General features: G+C 70.4%; 23 protein-coding genes and 1 riboswitch. Of the genes, 12 read left to right on the top strand and 11 right to left on the bottom strand.

Annotated elements, in window-relative coordinates:
- Positions 1 to 101: 101 nt before the first annotated feature.
- The 3 genes from ACFVH2_RS10395 to ACFVH2_RS10385 all read right to left on the bottom strand — a co-directional run bounded on the left by ACFVH2_RS10395 (position 102) and on the right by ACFVH2_RS10385 (position 2056).
- On the bottom strand, positions 102 to 863 hold the full coding sequence (locus ACFVH2_RS10395) for an HAD-IIA family hydrolase (protein ID WP_378422198.1): 762 nt from the start codon (positions 861 to 863) through the stop codon (positions 102 to 104).
- 96 nt (positions 864 to 959) lie between these two features.
- The gene (locus ACFVH2_RS10390) at positions 960 to 1436 is read right to left on the bottom strand and encodes a VOC family protein (protein ID WP_378422197.1); all 477 of its coding nucleotides are present in this window, start codon (positions 1434 to 1436) and stop codon (positions 960 to 962) included.
- An 89-nt stretch (positions 1437 to 1525) separates the two neighbouring features.
- Entirely contained in the window at positions 1526 to 2056 is a 531-nt protein-coding gene (locus ACFVH2_RS10385) for a C40 family peptidase (RefSeq protein ID WP_378422147.1), read from the bottom strand.
- A 157-nt stretch (positions 2057 to 2213) separates the two neighbouring features.
- Here ACFVH2_RS10385 and ACFVH2_RS10380 point away from each other — a divergent pair, with 157 nt between their 5' ends.
- Both ACFVH2_RS10380 and fgd read left to right on the top strand, forming a co-directional pair.
- Positions 2214 to 2567: a YidH family protein gene (locus ACFVH2_RS10380; RefSeq protein ID WP_378422145.1), complete on the top strand. Its 354-nt coding sequence runs from the start codon at positions 2214 to 2216 to the stop codon at positions 2565 to 2567.
- A gap of 97 nt (positions 2568 to 2664) precedes the next feature.
- On the top strand, positions 2665 to 3672 hold the full coding sequence (gene fgd / locus ACFVH2_RS10375; RefSeq protein WP_378422143.1) for a glucose-6-phosphate dehydrogenase (coenzyme-F420): 1008 nt from the start codon (positions 2665 to 2667) through the stop codon (positions 3670 to 3672).
- 71 nt (positions 3673 to 3743) lie between these two features.
- Here the strand turns inward: fgd and ACFVH2_RS10370 are convergent, their stop codons facing one another.
- The 3 genes from ACFVH2_RS10370 to ACFVH2_RS10360 are packed head-to-tail and all read right to left on the bottom strand — an operon-like array spanning position 3744 to position 7063.
- Positions 3744 to 4673, bottom strand: a complete 930-nt coding sequence (locus ACFVH2_RS10370) for a tyrosine-protein phosphatase (RefSeq protein ID WP_378422141.1) — start codon at positions 4671 to 4673, stop codon at positions 3744 to 3746.
- 33 nt (positions 4674 to 4706) lie between these two features.
- A complete protein-coding gene (locus tag ACFVH2_RS10365; protein WP_378422139.1) occupies positions 4707 to 5867 on the bottom strand; it encodes a hypothetical protein in 1161 nt (386 codons plus the stop codon).
- Complete coding sequence (locus ACFVH2_RS10360) at positions 5864 to 7063, bottom strand: phosphotransferase family protein (RefSeq protein ID WP_378422137.1); 1200 nt, start codon at positions 7061 to 7063, stop codon at positions 5864 to 5866. The genes ACFVH2_RS10365 and ACFVH2_RS10360 overlap by 4 nt, the downstream gene beginning before the upstream one ends.
- Before the next feature lie 180 nt (positions 7064 to 7243).
- Between ACFVH2_RS10360 and ACFVH2_RS10355 the strand changes: the two genes are divergently transcribed.
- From ACFVH2_RS10355 to ACFVH2_RS10335, 5 genes are all read left to right on the top strand, one after another.
- Entirely contained in the window at positions 7244 to 7870 is a 627-nt protein-coding gene (locus tag ACFVH2_RS10355; protein WP_378422135.1) for a TetR/AcrR family transcriptional regulator, read from the top strand.
- A gap of 32 nt (positions 7871 to 7902) precedes the next feature.
- On the top strand, positions 7903 to 8505 hold the full coding sequence (locus ACFVH2_RS10350) for a suppressor of fused domain protein (RefSeq protein ID WP_378422133.1): 603 nt from the start codon (positions 7903 to 7905) through the stop codon (positions 8503 to 8505).
- Between the two features lie 57 nt (positions 8506 to 8562).
- On the top strand, positions 8563 to 11175 hold the full coding sequence (locus tag ACFVH2_RS10345; protein WP_378422131.1) for a LuxR C-terminal-related transcriptional regulator: 2613 nt from the start codon (positions 8563 to 8565) through the stop codon (positions 11173 to 11175).
- 98 nt (positions 11176 to 11273) lie between these two features.
- Complete coding sequence (pta, locus tag ACFVH2_RS10340; protein WP_378422129.1) at positions 11274 to 13373, top strand: phosphate acetyltransferase; 2100 nt, start codon at positions 11274 to 11276, stop codon at positions 13371 to 13373.
- A complete protein-coding gene (locus tag ACFVH2_RS10335) occupies positions 13367 to 14560 on the top strand; it encodes an acetate kinase (RefSeq protein ID WP_378422195.1) in 1194 nt (397 codons plus the stop codon). Before pta ends, ACFVH2_RS10335 begins: the two co-directional genes overlap by 7 nt.
- 16 nt (positions 14561 to 14576) lie before the next feature.
- Here the strand turns inward: ACFVH2_RS10335 and ACFVH2_RS10330 are convergent, their stop codons facing one another.
- From ACFVH2_RS10330 to ACFVH2_RS10315, 4 genes are all read right to left on the bottom strand, one after another.
- Positions 14577 to 16667 (bottom strand): peptidase, encoded by a 2091-nt coding sequence (locus tag ACFVH2_RS10330; protein WP_378475700.1) that lies wholly within the window; start codon positions 16665 to 16667, stop codon positions 14577 to 14579.
- Between the two features lie 145 nt (positions 16668 to 16812).
- Positions 16813 to 19110 carry a tetratricopeptide repeat protein gene (locus ACFVH2_RS10325; RefSeq protein WP_378422125.1) on the bottom strand — a complete coding sequence of 766 codons (2298 nt, stop codon included), beginning with the start codon at positions 19108 to 19110 and terminating at the stop codon, positions 16813 to 16815.
- A gap of 10 nt (positions 19111 to 19120) precedes the next feature.
- Positions 19121 to 20101 carry a glutamate ABC transporter substrate-binding protein gene (locus ACFVH2_RS10320; RefSeq protein WP_378422123.1) on the bottom strand — a complete coding sequence of 327 codons (981 nt, stop codon included), beginning with the start codon at positions 20099 to 20101 and terminating at the stop codon, positions 19121 to 19123.
- On the bottom strand, positions 20098 to 21450 hold the full coding sequence (locus tag ACFVH2_RS10315; protein WP_378422122.1) for a hypothetical protein: 1353 nt from the start codon (positions 21448 to 21450) through the stop codon (positions 20098 to 20100). Before ACFVH2_RS10315 ends, ACFVH2_RS10320 begins: the two co-directional genes overlap by 4 nt.
- 172 nt (positions 21451 to 21622) lie before the next feature.
- On the opposite strand from ACFVH2_RS10315, the gene ACFVH2_RS10310 reads away from it, so the two are divergent.
- Entirely contained in the window at positions 21623 to 22492 is an 870-nt protein-coding gene (locus tag ACFVH2_RS10310) for an NUDIX domain-containing protein (RefSeq protein ID WP_378422121.1), read from the top strand.
- A 97-nt stretch (positions 22493 to 22589) separates the two neighbouring features.
- On the opposite strand, the gene thiE is transcribed toward ACFVH2_RS10310, so the two are convergent.
- Entirely contained in the window at positions 22590 to 23297 is a 708-nt protein-coding gene (thiE, locus tag ACFVH2_RS10305; protein WP_378422119.1) for a thiamine phosphate synthase, read from the bottom strand.
- 26 nt (positions 23298 to 23323) lie between these two features.
- A riboswitch (TPP riboswitch) is annotated at positions 23324 to 23435 on the top strand.
- Here thiE and thiO point away from each other — a divergent pair.
- The 4 genes from thiO (at position 23432) to ppk2 (ending at position 26526) form a co-directional block, all read left to right on the top strand.
- Complete coding sequence (thiO, locus tag ACFVH2_RS10300; RefSeq protein ID WP_378422117.1) at positions 23432 to 24520, top strand: glycine oxidase ThiO; 1089 nt, start codon at positions 23432 to 23434, stop codon at positions 24518 to 24520. (Overlaps the previous riboswitch by 4 nt.)
- The gene (gene thiS / locus ACFVH2_RS10295; protein ID WP_378422115.1) at positions 24521 to 24739 is read left to right on the top strand and encodes a sulfur carrier protein ThiS; all 219 of its coding nucleotides are present in this window, start codon (positions 24521 to 24523) and stop codon (positions 24737 to 24739) included.
- 4 nt (positions 24740 to 24743) lie between these two features.
- Positions 24744 to 25502, top strand: a complete 759-nt coding sequence (locus ACFVH2_RS10290; RefSeq protein ID WP_378422193.1) for a thiazole synthase — start codon at positions 24744 to 24746, stop codon at positions 25500 to 25502.
- 76 nt (positions 25503 to 25578) lie between these two features.
- Positions 25579 to 26526: a polyphosphate kinase 2 gene (gene ppk2, locus ACFVH2_RS10285; protein ID WP_378422191.1), complete on the top strand. Its 948-nt coding sequence runs from the start codon at positions 25579 to 25581 to the stop codon at positions 26524 to 26526.
- The last annotated feature ends 57 nt before the right edge of the window (positions 26527 to 26583 follow it).

Genomic DNA, 26583 nt, shown 5'->3' with positions numbered 1-26583 from the left:
GGCCACCGCCAGCAGAGAAAGTCGCCGCACCGCAGATCTCCCGAATGGCCCACTCGTTCAGCCGGACTGAATCGATGCGCCATTCGGGAAGTGTTCGCCGGTCAGCCGAACGGGTCCTGGGTCCGCCCGACGAGGTCGGCGACGGAGTCGAGGACCAGCGTCGGCCGGTAGGGGTACGCCTCGACGGTGTCGCGGGTGGAGATGCCGGTGAGCACCAGGATCGTCTGCAGCCCGGCCTCGAGCCCGGAGACGACGTCGGTGTCCATCCGGTCGCCGATCATGAGGGTGTTCTCCGAGTGCGCGCCGATGGCCCGCAGCGCCGAGCGCATCATCAACGGGTTCGGCTTGCCGACGTAGTACGGCTCGCGCCCGGTGGCCCGGGTGATCAGCGCGGCCACCGACCCGGTCGCGGGCAGCGAACCCTCGCGCGACGGGCCGGTCGCGTCCGGGTTGGTGGCGATGAACCGGGCGCCGCGCTCGACCAGCCGGATCGCGGTGGTGATCGCCTCGAACGAGTACGTGCGGGTCTCGCCGAGCACCACGTAGTCCGGGTCCTTGTCGGTGAGGACGTACCCGATGTCGTGCAGAGCGGTGGTCAGGCCCGACTCCCCGACCACGTAGGCGCTGCCCTCGGGACGCTGATTGGACAGGAACGTCGCGGTCGCCAGCGCCGAGGTCCAGATCGACTTCTCCGGGATGTCCAGGCCGGTCTGGACCAGGCGGGCCCGCAGGTCCCGCGGGGTGCGAATGGAGTTGTTGGTCAGCACGACGAAAGGCGTGCCCGACTGCTGGAGTTCGGCGAGGAACTCGTCGGCACCGGGAACGAGGTGGTCCTCGTGGACGAGCACGCCGTCCATGTCCATCAGGTAGGTCCAGCCGGGGCTCTGCTGCGTCGGGGTCACCCGTCAATTGTGCGCGCCGGTCTGTGGACTCACCGACCGGCGCGCACGACGTGTTCGTCACTCCCCGGCGTACGCCTGTCGCAGCACGCCGATGTCGAGCTTGCGCATCTTCATCATCGCGGTGACCGCCCGCTGGGCGCCGGCCGGATCGGGTCCGCCGAGGATTCCGGCCAGCTCCGACGGCACGATCTGCCAGGACAGTCCGAACTTGTCCTGGAGCCACCCGCACTGCGACTCCTTCCCGCCGTCGGCTGTGAGTGCGGCCCAGTACTCGTCGACCTCGGCCTGGTCGGCGCAGGCGACCTGGAACGAGATCGCCTCGGAGAACACGAACTCGGGTCCGCCGTTCAGCGCGGTGAAGTTCTGTCCGTTCAGAGTGAACTCGACCGTCAACACGGTCCCGGCGGGCTTCGACATGTCCTCGCCGTACCGGCTGATCTCACCGATCGACGAATTCTTGAAGACGGACGTGTAGAATCTGGCCGCCTCTTCGGCCTGCGAGTCGAACCACAGGCAGGGCGTGATCTTCTGCATGATCAGTCGGTCCTCTCGGTTGGGTGTGCTCACAGGTACAGACCACCCTGGCGGGCCGAACTCATCGCGTCCACTCGGATCCGGTCCGATCAGAAGCGGCGGATCTGGTTGATCGGCGGCAGCTCCGACAGCGGAGTGAGCCCGATCGGCACCCCCGCCCCGTACGCGTTGAACACCTGCCCGAACCCCGCGTAGATGCCGACATGGTCGTTCGCGGCACGGAACGTGATGATGTCGCCGGGCGCCATCGCCGCGAACGGGATCGGAGTCCCGGCCCACGCCTGGTCCTGGCTGACCCGCGGCAGTTGGACGCCGGCCTGGCGGAACGCCCACTGCACGAGGCCGGAGCAGTCCCAGGCGTTCGGTCCGGTGCCGCCCCACAGGTACGGCTTGCCGGTCTGGGTGGTCGCGGCGGCAAGCGCGACCATGCCTGCCGGGCTCGAGATCGGCAGGGGGATCACCGAGCTGCCGCCGGCGCTGCCCGAGCTCCCGATGCTGCCGACGGCGAGGGCCGGCGCTGCGGGCAGGGTGACGGCGCAGACCGTCAGGGCGCCGGCGACGAGGGCGCGGCGGAGGTGGGTTGATCGCCTGTCACGTGTTGTCGATGAGGTCACGGGCATGCCCTTCCCGGTCGGTGTCGAGGTCGCTGCGGCGCGATGTCGCCGCAACCGGTGAATCACGAAACGAAGGCAATGTGTTACACATCACACCTGATTCTCTGCCGTGCCGTGACCCTTTCGGGCGCACCCGGCGTCGACCGTGATGTGAGGATGGGGTGTGCCCGACGCCCCGAGCGAAGTCCCAGACCGCCCCGACGAGCGGTTCACCCTCGCCAGCGAGCGGACGTTCCTCGCCTGGATCCGCACGTCCCTCGGCCTGCTCGCGGGCGGGATCGCGATGGTGCACCTGGTGCCCGAGTTCAGCACCGGGTGGGTCCGCACCCTGCTCGGCGTGGTGCTGATCCTGCTGGCGGTCGCCGCTCCGATCGCGGGCCTGCGGCGATGGATGCAGGTCCGCCGCGCCCTGGAATCCGGGGCGCCGATGCCGCAGGAACGTGACCTGTGGGTATTCGGCGTCGGGGTTGCGGTGGTCGCCGCCGTCGCGGCCGTCGCGACCCTGATCGGGGCGTGACGCGGACCCGCCGCGGAGGCGGACACCTGTCTGGTTTAGCGTCGCGACAGAAGGTAAGCGGCATCACGCCCACGGCATCACCCCATGAGGAGGAACGGTGGCACTCAAGCTCGGGTACAAGGCGTCCGCGGAGCAGTTCGGTCCGCGCGAGCTGGTGGAACTGGCGGTGCTGGCCGAGTCGCACGGGATGGACTCGGCGACGGTGTCGGACCACTTCCAGCCGTGGCGGCACAACGGCGGTCACGCGCCGTTCTCGATCGCGTGGATGACAGCAGTCGGGGAGCGCACCACGACGCTGCAGTTGGGGACCTCGGTGATGACCCCGACGTTCCGCTACAACCCGGCGGTGGTGGCGCAGGCGTTCGCGACGATGGGCTGCCTGTACCCGGGACGGATCATGCTCGGTGTCGGGACGGGCGAGGCGCTCAACGAGATCGCGACCGGCTACGCGGGTGAGTGGCCCGAGTTCAAGGAGCGGTTCGCGCGGCTGCGCGAGTCGGTGTCGTTGATGCGCGAACTGTGGAAGGGCGGCCGGGTCGACTTCGAGGGCGAGTACTACTCCACGAAGGGCGCCTCGATCTACGACGTGCCCGAGGGCGGGATCCCGGTCTACGTCGCGGCGGGTGGCCCCGTGGTGGCCCGCTACGCCGGGCGGGCGGGCGACGGGTTCATCTGCACCTCGGGCAAGGGCATGGAGCTCTACACCGAGAAGCTGATGCCCGCGGTCCGTGAGGGCGCCGAGAAGGTCGGCCGTGACGCCGCGGGCATCGACCGGATGATCGAGATCAAGATCTCCTACGACACCGATCCCGAACTGGCACTGGAGAACACCCGGTTCTGGGCGCCGCTGTCGCTGACCCCGGAGCAGAAGCACTCGATCGAGGACCCGATCGAGATGGAGGCCGCCGCGGACGCACTGCCGATCGAGCAGGTCGCCAAGCGCTGGATCGTGGCCTCGGACCCCGACCAGGCGGTCGAGCAGGTCAAGCAGTACGTCGACGCCGGGCTGAACCACCTGGTCTTCCACGCTCCTGGGCACGACCAGCGCCGATTCCTCGACCTATTCGAGCGCGACCTCGCCCCGCGGCTGCGCGCGCTGGCCTGAGACGGGCCTGGCCCCGGATCCAGGCGAGGGCAGCCGGATCCGGGGCCAGGGGTCTGAGCCGAGGGAGCAGGTCAGGCGACGAGCTTGGCCTTCAGCTTCGCGAGCGTGGCCTTGTCGAGTCCGAGGCCATCGGACAGGTACTTGCCGACCGTGCCGTAGTCCGCGGTGATCTGGTCGAGACCGGCCTGCAGGTAGCTGGCGTCGACACCGAGGATCGGGGTCAGGTTGGTCGCGGCCTGGGCGCCGAGCGCGCCGGTGATCTGCTGGAGGATCTTCTGGTTGGTCGCCGCGAGGTAGGTGTTGCTCAGCAGGTAGTCGTCCATGATGGTCTGCTGCGGCAGGCCGGCGAGCGACTGCAGCAGCATCGCCGTCCAGCCGGTGCGGTCCTTGCCGGAGGTGCAGTGGAACAGCTGGGCGCCGTCGTTGTTCGCGATGTCGGTCAGGACCGTCGCGAACTGGGCCCGCTTGGCGGCGTCGGTGACGAAGGACTTGTTGGTGTCCACCAGGAACTGGGCGGCCTGCTCCGGCGAGGTGATCGTCTGCGCGAGCTGGATCAGGTTCGAGAAGTCGATCGGCACGTTCTTGTACACCGTGCTGGCGGGGAGCTTGTCCGTGCCGCCGACGAGCGGGTTGGTGATCTCGGACTGGCCGCGCAGGTCGTACGCATCGGCGACACCGAGGTCGGTGAGCGTCGTCAGGTCGGCCTCGGACGTCTTGGTCGGTGCGTCGGACCGGTAGATCACGCCGCGCTTGAGGTGGTGTCCGTTCGCGGCCGCGTAACCGGCGCCGGTGTTGCCCGCGACGTCGCGGAAGTTGGCGACGGTCGCGAGGCGCGGAGTGTCAACGAGGTTGGTCGGGGTCTGCGGGGTGAGCGAGCCCGTGCCGAGCGAACCGGTGTCGAGCGAGCCGAGGTCGAGGGCGCCGGCCGCGGCCGGCGCGGACAGCAGCAGACCGCTCGCCAGCAGCGCTGCGGTGAAGGTTTTCATCGTGCGAGTGGACATGTGGAACCTTTCCTTGGATGGAGCTGTGGACGATCAGGGGGCGACGTCGGCGAGGCTGGTGAAGCCGTAGCGACGGTGCGGGCCGATGACGCCGATCTCGAACAGACCTGCACCGGTGTGGGTGTCGCCACCCTCGGACAGGGTGAAGCGGGCGAGGTTGTCGACGGGGCAGAGGATCTTCTTCCAGGGTTCGATGTCGGAGACCTTCTCGCGCAACCCCTGGACGACGAGGTCGCCCTGCCACATGCCGTGCCGCCAGTCCTGCTCGAGGCCGTATCCGGTGCCGACCCCGAGGTAGTGCGGCAGCACCGGCTCGCAGGTGACGGTGACGACCTCGTCCGGACCGCCCGGTTCGCCGGGACGGCGGAACCGCAGCGTCGACGCGGCCACCTCGCGGGTGCCCGGCACGAAACGCAGGTCGTGCTCGGGCCGACCGAGCCACTGCGGTTCCCGGGTGCGGTCCGCCCACACCCGGGTGGCGTCCTCGACGATGCGCCGGCCGTCGGTGTCCTCCTGGATCACCGTGATCACCGAGAAGTCGTCGAACTGCATGATCGAGTAGATCCAGAAGAAGTTCTGGGTCGCTGCGATCGCCGGATCCGCTCGGCGCCCGGGGGGTTCGGCTTCCCCGACCGGGCGCACCCCCCACGAGCGGTCTCGGTTGCCGCGCCACCGGTCCTCGGTGACCGGGACCGTCTCCCCGTCGACGGTCATGGTGCCCTGCCAGGACCCGGTCTGCACGAAGCGCTGCGTGTCGAACGTGACGCGTTCGAGCTGCCGGTGGAAGTGCCGGGCCTCGAGATTGGCGGGCACGTCGGAGGTGAACACGAGGTCGAACGACAGGTCGGGGGCCTCGTCGCTCGGGTCGAGAACCACCCGCAACCGGTGCAGACCTTCGAGCACCTCGATCCGCAGTGGTCCGACCGACAGGTCCATCCGGTCGTCCCCGAGTGCACGGGAGGCGCGGAAGACGATGTGGTCGTCGCCGCGTCGCAGGACCGCGAACCCGTCGCACACACCGAGATTCGGGTACTGGCCGAGTCCGACGATCAGGAACAGCGGATCCTCGGCGTCGACGCCGGGGTGGCAGTTGAAGTAGTAGCGGTCGTAGAAGTTGCGGTCCGAGGTGCCGACGTGCCGGACGGTCTCGGCGATCTGGTGGACGGGATAGTCGTCGAGCGGCGACAGAGTCACGGCTGCACTCCGATGCCCGACCAGTAGGTGCCCTCGAGCATCGCGGTGAGCGAGGCACGGTGCAGGATCATGTCGTCGGGGTCGGCCGGGGCCGGTGCCTGCCCGAACGCGATCGTGCGGGTCTGCACCCGGAACATCACGACGGCGTGCCGCAGCGCCGCGTAGAGCGTGTAGAACTCGATGTCCTGGGCGTCGTGGCCGGTGCGGTCGCGGTACCCGGCCACGACGTCGGCCGGGCGCAGGAAGTCGGGCAGGCCGGGCAGTCCGGCGAGCGAGGCCAGGTCGTCGAAGAACCGGTGCAGGTAGATCATCCAACCGAGGTCGAGTTCGCGGGGGCCAAGGGCGGCCATCTCCCAGTCGAGGACGGCGGCGGGCTCGAAGTCCCGGTACATGATGTTGCCGATCCGGGAGTCGCCCCAGCACAGCACCGCCTGCCCGGCCGGCGCCGGCATGTTGGCCTCGACCCAGTCGAGACCCCGTTCGATCAGCGGCGAGCGAGGCCCGTCGCCGGTCGCCCACTCGTAGTAGTTCCGCTGCTCCTGGATGTGGGCGCGCAGTCCGTCTGCCGCGGTGAGCGGGCTGGGCGATTCGGTGCCGGCGGGCCGCAGCACCGCGAAGCGACGGTCGGGTTCGGGGATCGCGTGCAGGTCGGCGAGGACACGGACCGAGGTGTCCTGCAGGCGGCGCTGGTCCTCGGCCGAGGCCTCCGACAGCCAGGACCCGAACGTGTAGGGCATGACGTCCGGCGGAACGTCGCCGTCGAGGCGTTCCATCACGAAGAACTCGCCGCCGAGCGGCTCGGTGGAGGTCTCGGACCAGTACACCCGCGGCACGGGGACCGGCGAGTGCTCGGACACCGCGCGCATGACCTGGTACTGGCGATCCAGGTCGTAGGTCGGGAAGAGCGGCACCGCGGACGCGGACGGCGCGATCCGGGCGACCAGGTGGTGTTCGGTGCGCTGGCCGGCCTCGGTCCATGTCGCGCTGAACAGCACCGTCTCGTTCGACATGCCGTTCGCGGCAGGAACCTCGACCGAGGTCACCTCGGGCTCGGCCTCGGACGCGAGGATCGAGCCGAGCCATTCCTGCAGTCGGACCCGCAGTTGCTCCGGATCCTTCCGCGATTCGCCCGGGCGGGCGATTTCGGCGTAGTCCGGTTCCGGTTCCCGGGTGGCGGTGTCCAGTGGTGATTCCATGACCAGTCCTCGTGATGATGTGACGGCCGGCGTGGTTGCGTCCGCCCAGGTCGGGCAGCAGCGGCGCGGCTAGTGTTCGGGGGGCGGTGGCATCCGAAGCCGTGCCGTTACAAGCTGTAACGACAAAGCCGTGACACAATGTAACGGCCGTCACAGGGCTATGCAAGGGGTTTGGAAGAAATGGCAAAGGAACGGGCGGCGAAGCACCGGCTTGGGCCGCAGCGGAATCCGGCGATCGACGAGGCGGTTCTCGAAGCCACCCGGCAACTTCTGGTCGAGAAGGGGTACGCGGGCGTCACCGTCGATGCGATCGCCACCCGGGCCGGCGTGGGGCGCCCGGCGATCTATCGCCGCTGGCCGTCGAAGGCGCACATCGTCAACGACGCGGTCTACCCGGTGCTCGACACCGACCGTGACGCGGACATCGACGCCGAACTCGGTACCCAGGGCGCGATGGCCGAGCAGGTGCGCGACCTCGTGTACGGCGCGGTCGCGTTGTTCGGTGCGCCGGCGACGCGCGCGGCCGCGCCGGGACTGATGAACGAAGTGCGGTCCGACGAGTCGCTGCGCGGGGTGCTGATCGAGCGGCAGCTCGCCGGGGTCCGGACCGAGTTGGCGCGTCGGCTCGACGACGCCATCGCGCGCGGCGAGATCCGCGCCGGCGTCGATGCCGACACCCTGCTCGACATCCTCGCGGGCACGGCGATCTTCGCGCTGTCCCTCCGTGACGTCGAGGACGCCGAGTCCGTTGCGGCCGCCCTCACCGACATCGTCCTGCACGGAATCCTGCCCGAGCCGGGGCGCTAGTGCCCCGCGCCCGTGGCACTAGGCTTCCGCGCATGGACGCCAGCGACTCGATCAGGGAACAGGCTCGCCGGATCGGGGAGGTGTTCGGCGGGCTGCCCCGGGTGCTGAGGTTCAGGGCCGCGGTGGACGAGGACGGCGACGGGCAGGACCCGGACGAGGTGTCGGTCGCCGTCGGCGACGACTGCCCGGGGCCCGGCTTCTCCTCGTACGCGACGCTCGACCTGTCCCGATATCCGACGAACGTCACCACCGCCGACGGCAGGCCGATCCGCACCGAGCTGGTGACGGTCGGCCGCGCCGACTACCGGGCGATGGCCGACGTGCTCGCCAAGTGCGCTTTCGCGGTCGCGTCCGGGTCCTTCCACGTCACGCCCAACACGATCGTCCCCAACGCGGTCCGTGAGGCGGATGCGGACCGGGCGATGAAGCACGTGCTGCTCGTGGTGCCCTTCATCTGGCCGGAACTCGAGATCATGGTCGACGAGGAGGAGGCCGTCAGAACCTGGCTACAGGTCGTCCCGATCAGCGACGCCGAGCTCCAGTTCGCCTCCGCGCACGGCACCGAGCAGCTGTTCGGGCGGCTCGAATCGGCGGGTGCCGACGTGTCCGACATCGATCGCGCATCGGTGGTCTGACCGGGCGAACCCGGCAAAACGCAGAATTCCCCCGGTCGCGGGCATAGGCTTTTGATCATGAATCGGCCTTGGCCGCTGATTCAGCGGCAGCTCGAATTCGAAACGCTGAAGTCCGCATTGACCTCCGACGCAGGTGCGTGTGGGGTCGTTCTGACCGGGGATGCCGGAGTCGGCAAGACCACCCTCGCGCGAGTGGCGACCCAGTCGATCCCTGGTGAGGTGCGCTGGGTCGCGGGTACCGAGTCGGCTCGCAGCATCCCGCTCGGGGTGTTCGCTCACCTCGTCGGCTCGACCACGTCCCGGGATCCGGTGGCCTTCATGTCGGCGGCCCGCGAGGCGCTGCTCGGCGACGGCGACCCAGTGGTGATCGGGGTCGACGACGCACACCTGCTCGACCAGCTCTCGGCGACCTTCCTGCACCAGTTGGCCATCGACCGGGCAGCGCACATCGTCGCGACCGTCCGCAGCGGCGAGTCCACCCCGGACGCCGTCACGTCGCTGTGGAAGGACGGGCACCTGATGCGCCTGGAGTTGACGCCGTTCACCCGTGAGCAGAGCGTCACGTTCATCGAGTCCGTGCTCGGCGGGCCGCTCGAGGGACTGAGCGCGAAGCTGATGTGGGAGGCGTCCGGCGGCAACGCGCTGTTCCTGCACCACCTCGTGGAGGGGGCCCTGGAGGCCGGCACCTTGCGTGAGCGGCGCGGGGTGTGGCAGTTGCGGGGGCGGGCGGCGATCACCTCGGAGCTTGCGTCGCTGCTCGAGGACCGCATCGAGCACTTGCCCTCGGACGTGATGCGGGTGCTCGAACTGCTCACCTTCTGCGAGCCCCTGGCCCTCGACACCCTCAGCGACCTGGCCGGCGAGGGCGCGGTGGAGGATGCCGAGCAGCGTGGGCTGATCCAGATCGTCGAGGACGGGTCGAAGGTCGAGGTCCGGTACAACCACCCGATGTTCAGCGAGGTTGTCCGCCGACGGGTCGGCCGCGCCGCGGCACGGCGATTGCGCGGCAATCTGGTCGAGGCCCTGCAGACCCATCCGCTCGCCGGGCCCGGTGACCGGATCCGGCTCGCAGAGTTGGCCCTCGACAGCGACCAGACTCCGGACGTCGAACTCCTCGTCGCCGCGGCCAAGGACGCGCTCGCGCTCGCGAACGTGCCCCTCGGCGAACGGCTGGCTCGTGCGGCCGTCGACCGCAACGGCGGCTTCGGGCCGTCGAACCTGCTGGCCCGGACGCTGCTGTGGCAGGGTCGGGTGGCCGAGGCGGAGGCGCTGCTGAGCCGATTCGACCCCGACCAGCTCGACCAGCGGCAGCTGGTGCGGTGGGGCCTGACTCGGGTCGCCAACTTGTTCTGGTCCGGTGGTGATGCGGACAAGGCCGACGAGGTGCTCGCGGCGCTCCGCGTACGGGCCACCGACCCGACCGCGGCGCTGGTGGTCCGCGGGCTCGCTGCCACCTGCGCAGTCTTCGAGAACAGGCTCGGCGAGGGTCTTTCCGACGCGAACGCGATCCTGGCCGAGCCGGACCTCTCGCCCTGGGCGGAGGAGTGGGCCACCTTCGCGGGCGGCCTCGCGCTGGCGTTGTCCGGTCGGGGTACGGAAGTCGCCGCGCTTGCCGCCCGCGGCGACGCCGTCATGACGAAGGTGGACGGGCTGACCCGGTACCCGGCGGCGATGGGGCCGATCCTGGCACTTGTGCTGACCGGAGATTTCGACGCAGCCGAGCGACGGGCGCAGCGGTACCTCGACTACTCGGCCACGACGGGTGGGTACCTGGGATGGGGGCAGGCCAACATTCTGATCGCGCCGGTCGAACTGGCCCGTGGCAGGTTCGCGGACGCCGCACGGCGGCTCGAACAGGCAATGGCGGCCTTGGCCGGGGGGGACACCGGCTCCGCCATCTCCTGGATATTTCCGGCGTATCCGTTTCTGGCGCATGCGTATTCGGTGCTCGGCCGGAGCGCCGACGCGAAGGCCGTCGTCGCCGCGGCGCAGGCGCGCTTCGGCCGCCACGTCGCGGTGTTCGGGCCGATGTACGAGATCGGCACAGCATGGGAGGCGGCTGGTCAGGGTGAAGCGTCCCGGGCGATGGCCACGGCCCGGGCCGCCGCTGACGCCGCCCGCGAAGCAGGCCAGTTCGCCATCGAAGCGAGAGCGTTGCACCTGGCGACGCGTTTCGGGGACGCGACCACGGCGCCGCGGCTCTCGGAGCTCGTGGACCGCTGCGACGGTCCGCTGGTGCGGCTCGCGGCGGCCCAGGCCGCCGCGTTCGCCGCGGGGGACGGTGACGAATTGGCCAGAGTCGCACGCGAATTCGAGGACCTCGGTGTGCCGCTCGACGCCGCGGACGCCTCCGCGCAGGCCGCGGTCGCCTATTCGGATGCCGGGCGCCGTCGCGAATACCTCGACGCCGCTGCCACGGCGAATACCCTCGCCGAGCGGTGTGATCACGCGTCGACGCCGGCGGTGACGGCAGCGGCGCGGCCGCTGCCGTTGACGAGCCGGGAACGCGAGGTCGCCTCGATGGTGGCGGTCGGACTGTCCAACCGGGAGATCGCGGACCGGCTGGTGGTGTCCGTGCGGACCGTCGAGGGACACATCTACCGCGCCTGCATGAAGCTCGACGTCGCCGATCGCAGCGGGCTCGCGGATTTGCTGCGCGACCGGCACTGAGTCCCCGGGTCGCCGACACCGCGGCCGACGGTCGCCGCGGGGAGTGGGTTACGGCACCGGCGATCACCCGGGGCGGCCACCGACACTAGGCTGACCGCATGGCATCCGCAGAGTCGGCAGTCTCGAGCATCTACATCGCCTCGCCCGAGGGCGACACCGGCAAGTCGACGATCGCGCTGGGTGTGTTGCAGATGCTCAGCGGGTCCGCGGTCCGGGTCGGGGTGTTCCGCCCGATCGCGCGTTCCGCCGCCGAGCCCGACTACATCCTCGAACTGCTGATCGACCACACCACGGCGGACTTGAGCTACGAGCAGTGCCTCGGTGTCACCTACGAGCAGGTGCACGCCGATCCCGAGCTGGCGCTGAGCGAGATCGTGGCGCGCTACCACGCGGTCGCCGAACAGTGCGACGCCGTGGTGATCGTCGGCAGCGACTACACCGACGTCGGCAGCCCGAGCGAGCTCGGATACAACGCCCGCATCGCCGTGAACCTGGACGCACCGGTGCTGTTGGCGCTGCGTGGTTCCGGACGCACCCTCGAGGAGATCGTCGCGCTCGGTCAGATCTGCGCCGCCGAACTGCGGGTGCATCACGCGCACCTGGTGGGTGTGGTTGCGAACCGTTGCGACCCAAACGGACTCGACGCGGTCACCGCCGCGCTGGCGCCGCTCGGGGTGCCCGCGTGGAGCCTGCCGGAGATCCCGCTGCTGGTGGCGCCGACGATGGCCGAACTGCAGACCGCCGTCGACGGCGAGCTCTACAGCGGCGACCCGGAACTGCTCCAGCGCGAGGCACTGCGGGTGATGGTGGGCGGCATGACCGCCGAGCACATCCTCGAGCGGCTCACCGACGGGCAGGTGGTGATCGTTCCCGCCGACCGTTCCGAGGTTCTCCTCGCGTTGGTCAATGCCCATGAGGCGGAGGGCTTTCCGTCCCTCACGGGCATCATCATGAACGGCGGCCTCGCCCCGCACCCGGCCGTGGCGAAGCTGATGGCGGGGCTGCGACCACGGCTGCCGATCCTCGCCACCGACCTCGGCACCTACGACACGGCCTCGGCCGCGTACCGGGCGCGTGGTCGCGTCGCGGTCGGCTCGCAACGCAAGGTCGACACCGCGCTGAGCCTGATGGAGCAACGCGTGAACGCCGCCGACCTGCTGGCCCGGCTCCAGGTTCCACGGCCGGAGGTGGTCACCCCGCAGATGTTCGAGTACCAGCTGATCGAACGCGCCCGCACCGACCGGAGGCACATCGTGCTGCCCGAGGGCGGCGACGACCGGATCCTGCGGGCGGCGGGACGGCTGTTGCAGCGCCGGGTCGCCGACCTGACGATCCTCGGAGACGAGGGGCCGATCCGTCGACGTGCCGCGGAGCTCGGCGTCGATCTGGACGCGGCGCGGGTGCTCGACCCGATCTCCTGCGAGTACACCGATCGGTTCGCCGAGGAGTACGCCCGGATCCGGGCGCACAAGGGCATGACGCTCGAGCGGGCCCGCGAGGTGATGGCCGACATCTCGTACTTCGGCACGATGATGGTCCACCTCGGGGTGGCAGACGGGATGGTCTCCGGCGCCGCGCACACCACCGCGCACACCATCCGGCCGTCCTTCGAGATCATCAAGACCGAGCCCGGGGTGTCGACGGTCTCGAGCATCTTCCTGATGTGCCTCGCCGACAGGGTGCTCGCCTACGGCGACTGCGCGGTGGTGCCCGACCCCACCGCCGACCAACTCGCCGACATCGCGATCTCGTCGGCGTCCACCTCGGCCCAGTTCGGCATCGACCCGCGGGTCGCCATGCTGTCGTACTCGACCGGTGACTCCGGCTCGGGCGCGGACGTGGACAAGGTGCGCGCCGCGACCGCGCTGGTTCGTGAGCGCAGGCCGGACCTGTTGGTGGAGGGGCCGATCCAGTACGACGCGGCGATCGAGCCGAGCGTGGCCACCGCGAAGCTGCCCGACTCGCAGGTGGCCGGCCGCGCGACGGTCTTCGTCTTCCCGGACCTGAACACCGGCAACAACACCTACAAGGCGGTCCAGCGCAGTGCGGGCGCGGTGGCGGTCGGGCCGGTGCTGCAGGGCCTGCGCAAACCGGTCAACGACCTCTCGCGAGGCGCACTGGTCCAGGACATCGTCAACACCGTCGCCATCACCGCCATCCAGGCGCAAGCCGTTGCGGCACAGGAGGTCACATCGTGAAGGGTTCGGTGCTGGTCGTCAATTCGGGGTCGTCCTCGATCAAGTACCAGCTCGTCGACCCGGACGACGGTGCCGCACTGGCGTCGGGTCTGGTCGAGCGGATCGGCGAACCCGAGGGCGTCGTCAGCCATCGGCAGGACGGCGTCGATCGCGAGCACCGCGGGCCGATCGCCGACCACCGCGAGGGGCTGGCGCTGGCGTTCTCGATGTTCGCCGAGGCGGGCGTCGATCTCGGGTCCGCGGGCATCGCGGCGGTCGGCCACCGGGTGGTGCACGGCGGCGAGGTCTTCTACCGTCCCACCGAGATCACGGCAGAGGTGCTCGCCGAGATCTCGCGGCTGTCCGCCCTTGCCCCGCTGCACAATCCGGCCAACGTGATCGGCATCGAGTCGGCGATGGCGGCCCTGCCCGGTGTCCCGCACGTCGCCGTGTTCGACACCGCGTTCTTCCACACGCTGCCGGAGTCGGCGCGGACCTACGCGATCGACATGACGATCGCCCGCAAGCACGCGGTGCGGCGGTACGGGTTCCACGGAACCTCCCACGAGTACGTCTCCGGCCGGGTCGCCGAGGTGCTCGGCCGCGACCTCGGTGCCCTGCACCAGATCGTGCTGCACCTGGGCAACGGTGCCTCGGCGTCGGCCATCGCGGGTGGCAAGGCCATGGACACCTCGATGGGCCTGACCCCGCTCGAGGGCCTGGTGATGGGGACCCGCAGCGGCGACATCGATCCCGGCATCGTGATGCACCTGCGGCGTAGTGCCGGACTGGACGTCGACGAGATCGACGACCTGCTCAACCGCCGGTCCGGGCTCAAGGGCATCAGCGGGGTCAACGACTTCCGGGAGTTGCGTGCGTTGATCGAGTCGGGTGACGAGGACGCGTCGCTGGCCTATCGCGTGTACGTGCATCGCCTGCGCAAGTACATCGGCGCCTACATGGTGACCCTCGGCAGGCTGGACGCGATCACCTTCACCGCCGGAGTCGGGGAGAATGCGGCCGAGGTCCGTGCTGACGCGCTCGCCGGGCTCGAGGGCTTCGGCATCGAGGTCGACGCCGAGCGCAATGCGGTGCGGAGCCGGGAGGCACGGGTGATCTCCACCGACGCCTCGACCGTCGCGGTGCTCGTCGTCCCGACGAACGAGGAACTCGCGATCGCGCGGGCGGCACGGGAATTCGAGAGGTAGCGCCGCCCGCGCCCGGTCACTTCGCGACGCGCTCCCACATCTGCAGGTACGCCTCCGCGCCCCGGGCCAGGTCCTCGGTGATCTGGTCGCCGTCCGCGCCGGCGACGCCCCGCATGTCCGCGATCCAGTCGGGGATCATGCCGTACTGCGCGACCCCGTCGGTGTTGACGTCGAACACGCGGTCCCCGGTGCGTTGGCGGTCCATCACGGTGCCGCCGTCGAAGGTGGTGTACGGGTACCGCAGCGGGGTGGTGTCCGCACCCTCGCGCGGGGCGACCTGGGGAGCGAAACCGTTGGTGTCCGCCCCGAAACCGAAGCCGTAGTAGTACTTGTCGCTGCGTTGCGCGCGCGTCTCGCGCCAGGTGTCGACGAAGCCCGGCAGGGTGCCCGCGTACTCCGCGACGAACCCGCCGAGCGCGTAGATCCGCCCGACGTTCGACCTGTCGGTCCAGCCGTGGCTGGACACCACGCCCGAGTACTTCGCGTCCTCGAGGATCTTCAGTGTGGCGTCGGACGCCTTGGCGCTCATGTGGTCGATGTCGACGATCATGCCGCGGCTCATCATGCCCCGGATCGCGTGCTCGCCCAGGTCGGTCAGCCCGCGGGTGTTGCATCGGGGACCGTCCGGGTACGAGGGTGCCGAGCTGCCCAACGGCAGCGACGCCGCCATCTTCCCGAGGTCTGCCGGCGTGATCGACTGAATCGTCTTGTCCGTGGCCGCGCCGCGGCACGGCTCGACCTCCCAGAACTTGCCGGTGCCGAGGAGGTTCCCGATGTTGACGGCGACGCCGGTGGTGCCCGGGTCGAATCGCGTTCCGCCGAGGGCGTTGTCGAACTTGTGCACGAGGATGATCTGCCGCACGCCCATCGCATGGACCTCGTCCAGCCCACGGTCGATGTCCTGCGCCGTGCACTGCGGCACCTCCCGCAGCGTGCTGCAGCCGAACGGCTCGGAGGTCTCGATGCCGAGGGTGACGGCGAGCTTGCCCTCCGCGGCGACCTGGCGGACCTGCTCGGGCGTGCTGACGATGCGGAACCAGCCGCGGCCGGGGCCGCCGTACTGGGCGTCGATGTAGTCCTGCAGTTCACGAACCTGAGCGGCCTCGATCCGGATGGTGTCCATCTCGTTGCACGGATTTCGCTCGAGCGGGTACAGCTCGCACAGCACGCGGTTGGCCACGAGCATGTTGGTGAAGATCCGGAGTCCGCCGCGCCAGGCCCGCTCCACCCACTTGTAGTAGGTCTGCTCGTGGGTCATCGAGTCGTGGGCCGGCCAGTCCGCGAAGGTGGGCCAGCCGGTGGTGTCGTGTTCCTCGAACGGGCTGCCGTGCGAGAGGACGTTCTCGAGCAGGGCGGGCAGCCCGTTGCTGCCGTGGTCGGGGCAGTCGCGTAGGGCGGCGGTGATGCCCTGCGGGTCGAAGGGCTTGCCGCAGTGCACGTTTCCGCCCATGAACTCGGACGCGTCGAGGTGGACGTGCGCGTCGATGAAGCCGCGCACCTCGCCGTTCGGCCCGGTCCCGGACAGCGGGGCGCCGGTGGCGTTCACCTCGGAGTCGGGGAAGTCGGCACAGCCCGAGGTCGCGACGAGGGTGAACCGTCCGCCGGTCGGGTCGACGCCCGGGTTGCTCAGTGCCAGTCCGTTCGGGCCGGCGGTGAGCTGGTTGCCGTTGGCGGTGGAGGTGATGGCGTAGGTGCCGTCGGTGTGGGTGAGGGTCCAGTCCGTCGCGGGAGTGGCGTCGCGGGTCGCGACGATCGCGCCGGCGCCGTCGTGCGCGAGGAGGTCGCCGCCGGGGCCGTAGAACATGAACCGGCCGAGCCCGGCGGCGTGCAGCCGGAGGGCTTCGGCGTCGGCACGGGTGGCCGCGTCGGCGCGGTAGCCGGCGTCGGCACGGCGGACGAGCTTTCCCGACTGCTCGGATTTCACTGCGTAGCAGCCGTTCGCGAGCCCGAAGACCGGATTGTCGGCGAGGGGGTCCGGTCGCTCGGTCGGCGCGGCCGCGGCCATGCCCGCGGATGCCACGACGAGTGCGAGCGAGACGGACAGCGCGTGCGCGAGGCGGCGGCGAACGCGCGCGGTCAGCGGGGGCATGTGCTTAGGGGTCCTCATCAATCGACTACCTGATCTACCTGATTGCGGAACCGGGAGCATAGAGGATGTTGGACGACCGTCCAGGGCGAATCGGGGGTGGTGTGACGCGTTCGAGGCCGACCTCGGCGCGCCGCGACCCGGTCGACCGGACGCGGCAGTCCGCTCAGAACCAGGTGCGGGGGCGGATGGAGTTGGCGACGTCCACCAGGGCGTAGCGGTGCCGGGTGTCCGCCGCGTTGCGGGCGAGCGCTCGCAGGCCCGCCTCGGTGCCCGAGCGCAGGCCGTGCTCGGTGAACGGCACGCCCAGGATGGGCTCGCGCTCGGCGCGGGCGGTGTGCCCGAGCAGCACCCAGTCCAGCGCGGTGCCCAGCACCAGGGTCCGCAGCTGCAGGGCGCGGCCCTCGTCGGCGGGCAGGGCGCTGACTCGCTGCGCGGCGTCCCGCAGCGCAGCCTCGTCGATCTCGTCGATCGGCGCACCCGACAGTCGGGTCAGCACGGCCGTCATCCGGGCGAGGTTGAAATGTCTCGAGGTGACGGGGATCTGGTCGAGCGCGGCCAGGGCGCCGGCGATGTCGCCGCGGTCGGCGAGTTGCCGGGCCAGCCCGAACGCGGCGCTGACCACCCCGCGGTCGGTACGCCAGACGATTCGGTAGTACTTCTCGGCGAGGGAACGCCACTTGTCGGGGCGTTCGGTCTTCCAGTGCGCGATGACGAGCTCGGCGGTGGCCGCCAGCGCCAGTTTCGGGGCGATCTCGCCGGGCAGTGCGGCGAGTGTCGCGTCGAAATGCGTCATGGCGGAACGATATTCGCCCTCCAGTAGGTCCGTCATGCCCCGATACCAGTCGACCCGCCAGTTTCCTCCCTTCCTGGCGGTGATCGTGTCGAGCACTCGGGCCGCGGCCGGACCGTCGCCGAGGTCGAGGTGCGCCTTGACCTCGGCGAGCGCGATCTCCGCCGTGAAGCCAGCGGCCCCGTCCACCGTGCGCTCGAGGCCGTTGGCGCGGGCGCGGCGGATCGAGTCGAGGGTCTGGTCCGGCTCGGCGTGCACCATCGCGGTGATCAGCGCCGAGCTCGGGTCGGTCGGGTTGATCAGCGGAACCGCTAGGGCGGCAACGACTTCACCGCCGTTCAGTGTGACCTCGTGCCGATGCCCGTCGACGTAGACGTCGGTCGCGAGCACGGCCTCCTCCGTGCCGAACGTGGTGCGGCCCGGGCTCAGCACCTCGGACAGTCCCGGCCGCTCTTCGCCGGTCTGCTGGGCCAGAATCTCGCGCAGCACGCCGGTCAGCTGGCCGCCCATCTCGTGCGCCGTCGAGAAGCGGCGCCGCGGATCCGGGTCGGTCGCGCGCAACAGCAGTCGATGGAACGATTCGTACTCGGCCAGTAGCGGTGCCTGCTCGGGCGACGGGATCCCGTCGAGATATCGGCCCTTCTCCGAGGGCAGGTGGAGCGTCAGTACCGCCAGTGTGCGTCCGACCGTGTAGATGTCCGAGGCGACGGTCGGACCGGTCTCGACGATCTCGGGCGCCTGGTAGCCGGGTGTGCCGTACAGGTAGCCGAAGTCCTCGATTCCCGCCACGGCGCCGAGGTCGATCAGCTTGAGCTGGTCGTCGGCGACCATGATGTTCTCCGGCTTGAGGTCGTTGTAGACCAGTCCGACGGAGTGCAGGTAGTCGAGCGCGGGCAGGATCTCGAGCACGTATGCGATCGCCTGCTCGACGGGAATCCGTTCCGGCCGTGTGTGAGTGCTCAACACCTCGCGAAGGGAGTGTCCGCCCACGTATTCCATGACGATGTACCCCATCGGGCTGCCGTCCGGGCGTGGGTGTTCGACGAAGTTGTAGATCTTCACGATGCCGTGGTGCTCCACCTCGGCGAGAAAGTGCCGCTCCGCCAACGCCACGGCCTGCGCCTCGGCGTCGCCGAAGTGCAGCAGGCCCTTGAGGACCACCCACCGATCACTGACATTGCGGTCGATCGCCAGGTAGATCCAGCCGAGCCCGCCGTGCGCGATGCACCCCTGCACCTCGTACTGGCCGGCCACCAGGTCGCCGGTCTCGAGCAGCGGGGTGAAGTCGAAGACGGTGCCGCAGGTGGAGCAACTGCCTGAGGTTGCCCCCGGTTCGTCCCCGACGGCCCGCCCGACCCGAGCACCGCACTTCCAACAGAAGCGCTTCTTCTCGGCCACGACGGCCTCGGCCATCACCGCCTCGGCGGGATCGGGTGCCGGCACCGGTGGAACCTCGACCAGTCCGGCACCGATCCGCCGGCGGGCGCTGCTTCGCGATCGCTGGGTGCGGCTGCGCCGGCCGGTGGTGCGGGTCGGCGTCGAACGGGTCGGGGCCGAGGCCGCGGGGGTGGCCCGGGTGGGCTCGGATTCCGGCGGGGCCTGGGTGGGCTGCAGTTCCGGGGTGGAGTCGGTGGACTGGGTCGGTACCTCCGGCTCGTCGGGGGTGGTCACGACTCGGCCCTCAGTCCCGGTAACTCGGCACGGGTGGGCCGGAGGAAGGACCGAGTACGCCGAGCCACCGGTCGTAGAGTCGCTGCCACGTGCCGTCCTGACGCATTCTGTCCAGGCTGCCGTTGACCAGGCGGACGAGATCCGGGTCGGTCTGGTTGACACCGATCCCGTAAGGCTCGGGGCTGAGGCTCCCTCCGACGATCTGCAGGTTCGGGTCCTGGGAGGCGAGGCCGGCGAGGAGGGTGTCGTCACCGGTCACCGCCTCCACCTGACGTTGCTGCAGGACCACGAGGCAGTCTCCCCAGTTCGGCACGGTGACGACGATCGCGGCCGGCTGAACCCGCTGGATGTGCTCGACCGAGGTGGTGCCCGCCGCCGCGCACACCCGCTTGCCCGCGAGATCGGCCGCACTCCGGATGTCCGAGCCCTTGGTCACGAGAACTCGTTGCTGCGCAAGGAAGTAGACGGTGGAGAAGCCGACCTGTTGACGGCGCTCACAATTGATCGTCATGGTCTTCACGACGATGTCGACCGTATTGTCGTTCAGGGCCGGAATCCGGTCGGCCGAGGACAGGATGCGGAACTCCACCCGGCTGGGGTCGCCGAGCAGGTCGCGAGCGACCTCGCGGGCGATGTCGGCGTCGAAGCCCTCGATGGTCCCGGTGCTCGGGTCGCGGAAACTCATCAGATTGCTACCGGTGTCGAGCCCGACGATCAGTCGGCCCCTGGCCTGGATGCGGGCGAGTGCCGCGGTCGGGGGTTTCGCGCCCTCGGCGAACGGACGCAGGCTCGCGGTCGGGTCCCCGCAGGTGCGCTCCGGGGCGGTGCCGGTCGGGGATGCGGCGACGCTCGCGCCGGAGGGCATGGGGGGCATGGCGTAGTCGGGGCGCGATCCTGGACCGAGCTGCTCGCCGGTACACCCGGCGACCACGAGTGCCGCTGCGGCCACCGCGAACAATGCTGCCCGCCTTCGGGTTCCGGTCTTCGTCATTGGTACTCCCGCAGTCGGGGCAGGAGTCCGGCCACGACTCCGGTCGCGGCGAGGGCGGCCAGCACCAGAACGCCCGGTGCGAGTGCGGTCAGTGTGGACACGGCGCGGTCCACGTTGTTGCGCAATTGCGTTCGCGCCGTGTCGATCGCCTTGCTGAGCTCGGCGTCGGCGGCGGCGAAGTAGGTCGCCGAATCGCGGTCCCCGGTACCCACCGCCACCGCGACCGCACCGTTCCAGTCCCCGCTGCCGAGCATCGCGACCAAACGCTGGTGCGCCTGTGCCCACGCGGTGCGGGCCGCGGCGGTCGCCGCGACCTGATCGGTGCTGACGTCCACCCGGCCGCCGTGCGGGTACTGGTCGAGGAGTGCCTTCAGTCGTGTCAGGTGGTCGTCGAACTGCTGGTCGTAGACGCCGGTGAGTTCGCGCCGGACCAGGCTGAGCGTCTCGTCGGCGCGGGCCTGCTGGGCGAGGATGCGGGCGGTCGTCAGATCGGTCAGCGGTCGGGCGCCGTCGTCCAGCGCGTGCGCGGTGGCCGTCGCCGAGACCAGCCCCGCGGCCACCAGCCAGCAGACCGCGGCGGCGATCGCGGCCGCGGCGACGATCAGGCCCAGGTTCAGTCGGCGGCGGGTCCAGCGGGCGAGCAGCAGCGAGGCGACGACGAGGGCCACCAGGGCGAGCACCAGCAGGGCGATCGCCAGCCACGGCGGCCGGGCGAACTCGTCCTGGCTCTGCACCACCCGGTCGGACTGCTCGTTGTGCAACTGCTCGGCCAGCGGCAGCAGGGTGGTCTGCATCATCGACGAGGCCTCGCTCAGGTACGCCGACCCCACCGGGTACCCGGTGCGGTTGTTGGCGCGCGCCGTCTCGACGAGGCCGGTGTACACCGGCAGCCCGACCGACAGCTGCGTCAACAGGGCGTGCGCGGTCCCGTCGTCGGCCGCGACACCCACGGACGCGTCGACGATGTCCTGGCCCGCGTCGCCGACGGCCTGCGTGTACCGGTCGCGGACGGCGGCGGGCTCGATGCCGCCGGCGAGGAACGCGGTGGTCGCGGCCGCGTCCGCGATGGACAGCGAGCTGTAGAGGTGCTGGGACGCGTTCGCGAGTGGTTCGACCTGGGTGAGCAGGGTGTCGAGGGTGCGCTGACGGTCGGCGACCTGGGCGGCGCCGACGGTGCCGGACAGGAGCGCGAGGGCGATCAGTCCGACACCGAGGGTGACCATCTTCGCGGGCGTGGTGCGGCTGAACGCGCGCAGCCGTGCGGGCCGGCTCGGCGGCGGTAGCGGCTCCGTGGTCGGGGCGGGCGTGTCGCCGAGCGGCTCGGTCGAAGGCGCAACTCGAACAGCCACTGTGCTGCACCCCTTCTATCTGGCCCGAGTGCCCGACAAAGGGCAGCATATAAGCAGTAACCGCGCTTTGGGATCCACGACTGGCTAAGTTCGACGGCGAACAGTTGTGGCGGACACGCGAGGGGCCGACTTGGTGCGGCGCGGCACGATCTGGAGTAGGTGAGCGAAGTCGATGCGCGGTGACGGGGACGGCTGGGCCACGAGCGAGGACGGCAGCCGGTACTGGGGGCGGTTCGGTGCGGCCGGGCTGCTGCTGCGCGCGCCCGCGCAGGACGGTGGATCGGCGGTCCTGCTCCAGCACCGGGCGCAGTGGAGTCATCAGGGCGGCACGTGGGCACTGCCCGGCGGCGCCCGGGACTCGCACGAGAGCACCACCCACGCGGCAGTTCGCGAGGCGCAGGAGGAGGCGGGCATCGCCACCGACCTGGTGCAGGTGCGGGCCGAACGGGTGACCGCCCGAGCCGGGGGAGGCTGGACCTACACGACGGTGATCGCCGATGCCGAGACCGCGCTGGACACCGTCCCGAACGGGGAGAGCACCGAGCTGCGCTGGGTGCCCGAGGACCGCGTCGAGGACCTGCCCCTGCATCCGGGGTTCGCGGCCAGCTGGCCGTCGCTGCGCGCGGCGCCGGTACGGCTGCTGCTCGACACCGCGAACGTGCTCGGATCGCGGCCCAACGGGTGGTGGCGCGACCGGGTCGGGGCCACCGGGGAGTTGCTGGCCGCGCTCGCCGGAAGCCTGCCGCGCACCATCGAACTGCCTGGCGGTGGTTTCGGTTGGCTGCCGAGGGTCGAGGCGGTACTCGAGGGACAGGCCGGCGCGGTCGCCGGGGTGGACGCCCGGGTTCCGGTGCACGTCGCGCCCGGCAGCGGGGACGACGCACTCGCGCTGCTGGCGTCGGGTCGCCCGGCGTCGACCACCCTCACCGGGTTCGCCGACGAGCTGACCGCCGTCGTCACCGCGGATCGCGGCCTGCGCGACCGGCTGCCCGAGACGGTGCTGCGGCTCTCGCCGTCGACCGTCCTCGCCTGGCTCGACTGACCCGGGGTTCCTTCCCGAATGGCCCATTCGTTCACTCTGACCGACCGAATGGGCCATTCGGGAAGACCGACGGGGCTTGGGGGTCGGCGGGGGAGGGTCAGCGGGCGGCGGCGTTGACGGCCAGGGCGTCGGCGAGGGAGCGGGCGGCGGCCTGGGGGTCGCGGGCCTCGGTGATCGCGCGGACCACGACGATGCGCTTGGCCCCGGCGTCGAGCACCTCCGGCAGCCGATGCTCGTCGATGCCGCCGATCGCGAACCACGGCATCGTCGGTGACGACTCGGCCGTCGAGCGCACGAGCTCGATGCCGGACGCGGTGCGCCCGGGCTTGGTGGGCGTGGCCCACACCGGACCGGTGCAGAAGTAGTCGACGTCGTCCTCGATCGCCGCCAGCTGGGCCTGCGCGCGACTGTGCGTCGAACGGCCGACGACCACCTGCGGGCCGACGATCCGGCGCGCGTAGTGCACCGGCAGGTCGCCCTGCCCGAGGTGCAGCACGTCGGCGCCCGCGGCCAGCGCGAGGTCGGCGCGGTCGTTCACGGCCAGCAGCGCGCCGTGCCGCCTGCACGCCGCCGCCAGCTCGGCGAGCGCGCCGAGTTCCTCGCGGGTCTCCATCCGGCCGAACTTCTTCTCACCCGGCGAGCCCTTGTCACGGAGCTGGATGATGTCCACCCCGCCGGCGAGCGCGGCTTCGGCGAACTTGGCGAGGTCGCCGCGCTCACGGCGGGCGTCGGTGCACAGGTAGAGGCGGGCGCTCGCGAGGCGTTCCCGTGGGGTCAGGTGCTTACCGGAATGCGAGGGATGCACGACCTCAACGGTAGTCTCTACCGTGAACGAAGTGACACGGGAGTCCCGGCGGACGCGGGGCTGAGAGGGGGCTCGCGAGCCCCGACCGTCATACCTGACCCGGATCATGCCGGCGCAGGGAGTGAGGTGGAGTTGTGAGCAGAACCGTCGCGGTGATCGGTGGCGGCGCCATCGGACTGTCGGTGGCGTGGCGCGCGACCAAGGCAGGCTGGACCGTCACCGTCCACGACCCGGCGGTGGCGTCGGGTGCATCCTGGGTGGCCGGCGGCATGCTCGCGCCGCTGTCCGAGGGCTGGCCCGGCGAGGACGCGGTGCTGGCCGCCGGGGCCGCGTCGCTGGAGCGGTGGCCCGAGTTCGGTCGCGAACTCGAGTCGCTGACCGGTGAGTCCCTCTTCACCTCCGACGGCTCGGTGACGGTCGCGCTCGACGCCGCCGACGCCGCCGACCTGCGCCGCGTCGCGGAATGGCTCGAGACGCAGGGGTACCACCTGGACCTGCTCTCGCGTGCCGAGATCCGTGCGGCCGAGCCCTCGCTCGCCCCGAACATCCGACTGGCCCTGCTCGCCGCCACCGAGTCCGCCGTGGACAACCGTGCCCTGGTCCGCGCGCTCCGTGGGGCCTGCGAGGGCGCGGGCGTGACGTTCGCCCCGCAGGCCGTCACCGACGTCCATGCGCTCGACGCCGATCAGGTGGTGATCGCCGCGGGCACGGCCGCCGCGCGACTGTGGCCCGGACTGCCGGTGCGCCCGGTCAAGGGCGAGATCCTGCGCCTGCACCGTCGTCCCGGAGTCGCGCCCGCCCCCACCCGCACCATCCGCGGCAGCGTGCACGGCCGGCCGGTCTACCTGGTGCCGCGCGGCGACGGGATCGTCGTCGGTGCGACACAGCACGAGTCCGGCGAGGACACCCAGGTCACGGTGGCCGGGGTGCGCGACCTGATCGCGGACGCCGAGGCGTTGATGCCGAGCATCGGGGAGTACGAACTGCACGAGACCGCCGCCGGGCTGCGGCCGATGAGCCCCGACAACCTGCCGATCCTCGGCCGGGTGTCGGACCGGGTGGTCCTGGCCGCCGGGGCCGGGCGCAACGGCATCCTGCTGACGCCGCTGTCCGCGGACGCGGTGGTCGCCGAACTCTCGGGCACTCCGCTGCCCGAGGCCAAGACCTGTTCCCCGGACCGGTTCGCCGGGCTCGGGGCGTCGATCGACAGAGCGAGGAAGTAGATGACCAACGCACCGGTGAACATCGGTATCACCGTCAACGGCGAGGATCACCAGTTGTCCGAGCAGCTGACCGTGGCCCAGTTGCTCGCGCATCTCGGACTGCCGGAGAAGGGCATCGCGGTGGCGGTGGACGGCACGGTGTTCCCGCGCACGTCCTGGGGCAGTCCGGTCGAAAAGGGTTGGGAGATCGAGATTCTCACGGCGGTGCAGGGTGGCTGACCCGATGGTGACCGACCAGCTGACCATCGCCGGGCGCACCTTCGGCTCGCGCCTGATCATGGGCACCGGCGGGGCGGCCAACCTCGCGGTGCTGGAGGAGGCGCTGGTCGCGTCGGGCACCGAGCTGACCACGGTCGCGATGCGGCGGATCGACGCGGCCGGCGGCACCGGGGTGCTCGACCTGCTGACCACGCTGAAGATCGCACCGCTGCCGAACACCGCGGGGTGCCGGGGCGCGGCCGAGGCCGTGCTCACCGCACAGTTGGCGCGCGAGGCGCTCGAGACCGACTGGGTCAAGCTCGAGGTGATCGCGGACGAGCGGACGTTGCTGCCCGACGCCATCGAGTTGGTCTCCGCCGCCGAACAACTCGTCGACGACGGATTCACCGTGTTGCCGTACACCACGGACGACCCGGTGCTGGCCCGTCGGCTCGAGGACGTCGGTTGTGCGGCGGTGATGCCGCTCGGCGCCCCGATCGGCACCGGGCTGGGCATCTGCAACCCGCACAACATCGAGATGATCGTCGAGTCGGCGGGCGTGCCGGTGATCCTCGATGCCGGCATCGGGACGGCGAGCGACGCCGCGCTGGCGATGGAGCTGGGGTGCGACGCCGTGCTGCTCGCGACCGCGGTGACCAGGGCGAAGGACCCCGCGCTCATGGCGACCGCGATGGCGTCCGCGGTGGTCGCCGGTCGCGCGGCTCGGCTCGCGGGCCGGATCCCGAAGCGGTTCTGGGCGCAGGCTTCCTCGCCCGATCTCTGACCCGATCCGGAGGTAGTCTCGAAAGGTGGACGATCTTCGGAACTCAGACGGCCAGGGTGCCGGTCCCGATTTCGAGATGGCGCAGCCCCAGCAGGTCGACGTCACGCCCGAGATCGACGAGATCGACGAGCTGCTGCGCAAGTCCGGACGGATACGGAGCGACGACGGTCCGGACGCGCCGTGGCGGCACGGGTACCCCTACGACAAGAAGATGACCCGGCGGCAGTACGAGCGGCGCAAGCGGACCCTGCAGATCGAGCTGCTGAAGCTGCAGGCGTGGGTCAAGGAGAACGACGAGAAGATCGTCATCATCTTCGAGGGTCGGGACGCGGCGGGCAAGGGCGGCGCGATCAAGCGGCTCACCGAGCACCTCAACCCTCGTGGCGCCCGGGTGATGGCGCTGGAGAAGCCCACCGAGCGTGAGCGCAAGCAGTGGTACTTCCAGCGGTACGTCGAGCACCTCCCGTCGGGCGGTGAGATCGTGCTCATGGACCGGTCCTGGTACAACAGGGCGGGTGTCGAGCGGGTGATGGGTTACTGCACACCGCACGAGTACCTCGAATTCACGCGCTCCGCACCGGAATTCGAGCGGATGCTGGTGCAGTCGGGTATTCGTCTCGTGAAGTTCTGGTTCTCGGTCGGTCGCGAGGAACAGCACGCGCGGTTCGTCGCCCGCAGCACCGACCCGGTCAAGCGGTGGAAGCTGTCGCCGACCGACCTCGCCAGCCTCGACAAGTGGGACGCCTACACCGAGGCGAAGGAGGACATGCTCTTCTACACCGACACCCCGCACGCGCCGTGGACGATCGTCAAGTCCAACGACAAGAAGCGGGCGCGACTCGAGGCGATGCGCTGGCTGCTGTCGCGGTTCGACTACACCGACAAGAACCCACGGGTCGTCGGCACCCCCGATCCGTTGCTGATCGGCCCGGCCTCGACGGTGTACGACGAGGGCGAACAGCCCACCAACCACTTCCCGGACCTGTCGGCCTGGCCCTCACCCGGGGGTAACGGTCAGGGTTGACGTCATCCCCAGGGATGACAGATGTCGAGACCTGCGGAGGATGCGCGCCTCGGTGCA

It is taken from the genome of Rhodococcus sp. NPDC127527 (assembly GCF_042672245.1).
GTDB lineage: Bacteria > Actinomycetota > Actinomycetes > Mycobacteriales > Mycobacteriaceae > Rhodococcus_G.
The sequence above is the reverse complement of the archived record's forward strand: the minus strand, read 5'-3'. Positions and strand labels throughout refer to the sequence as shown.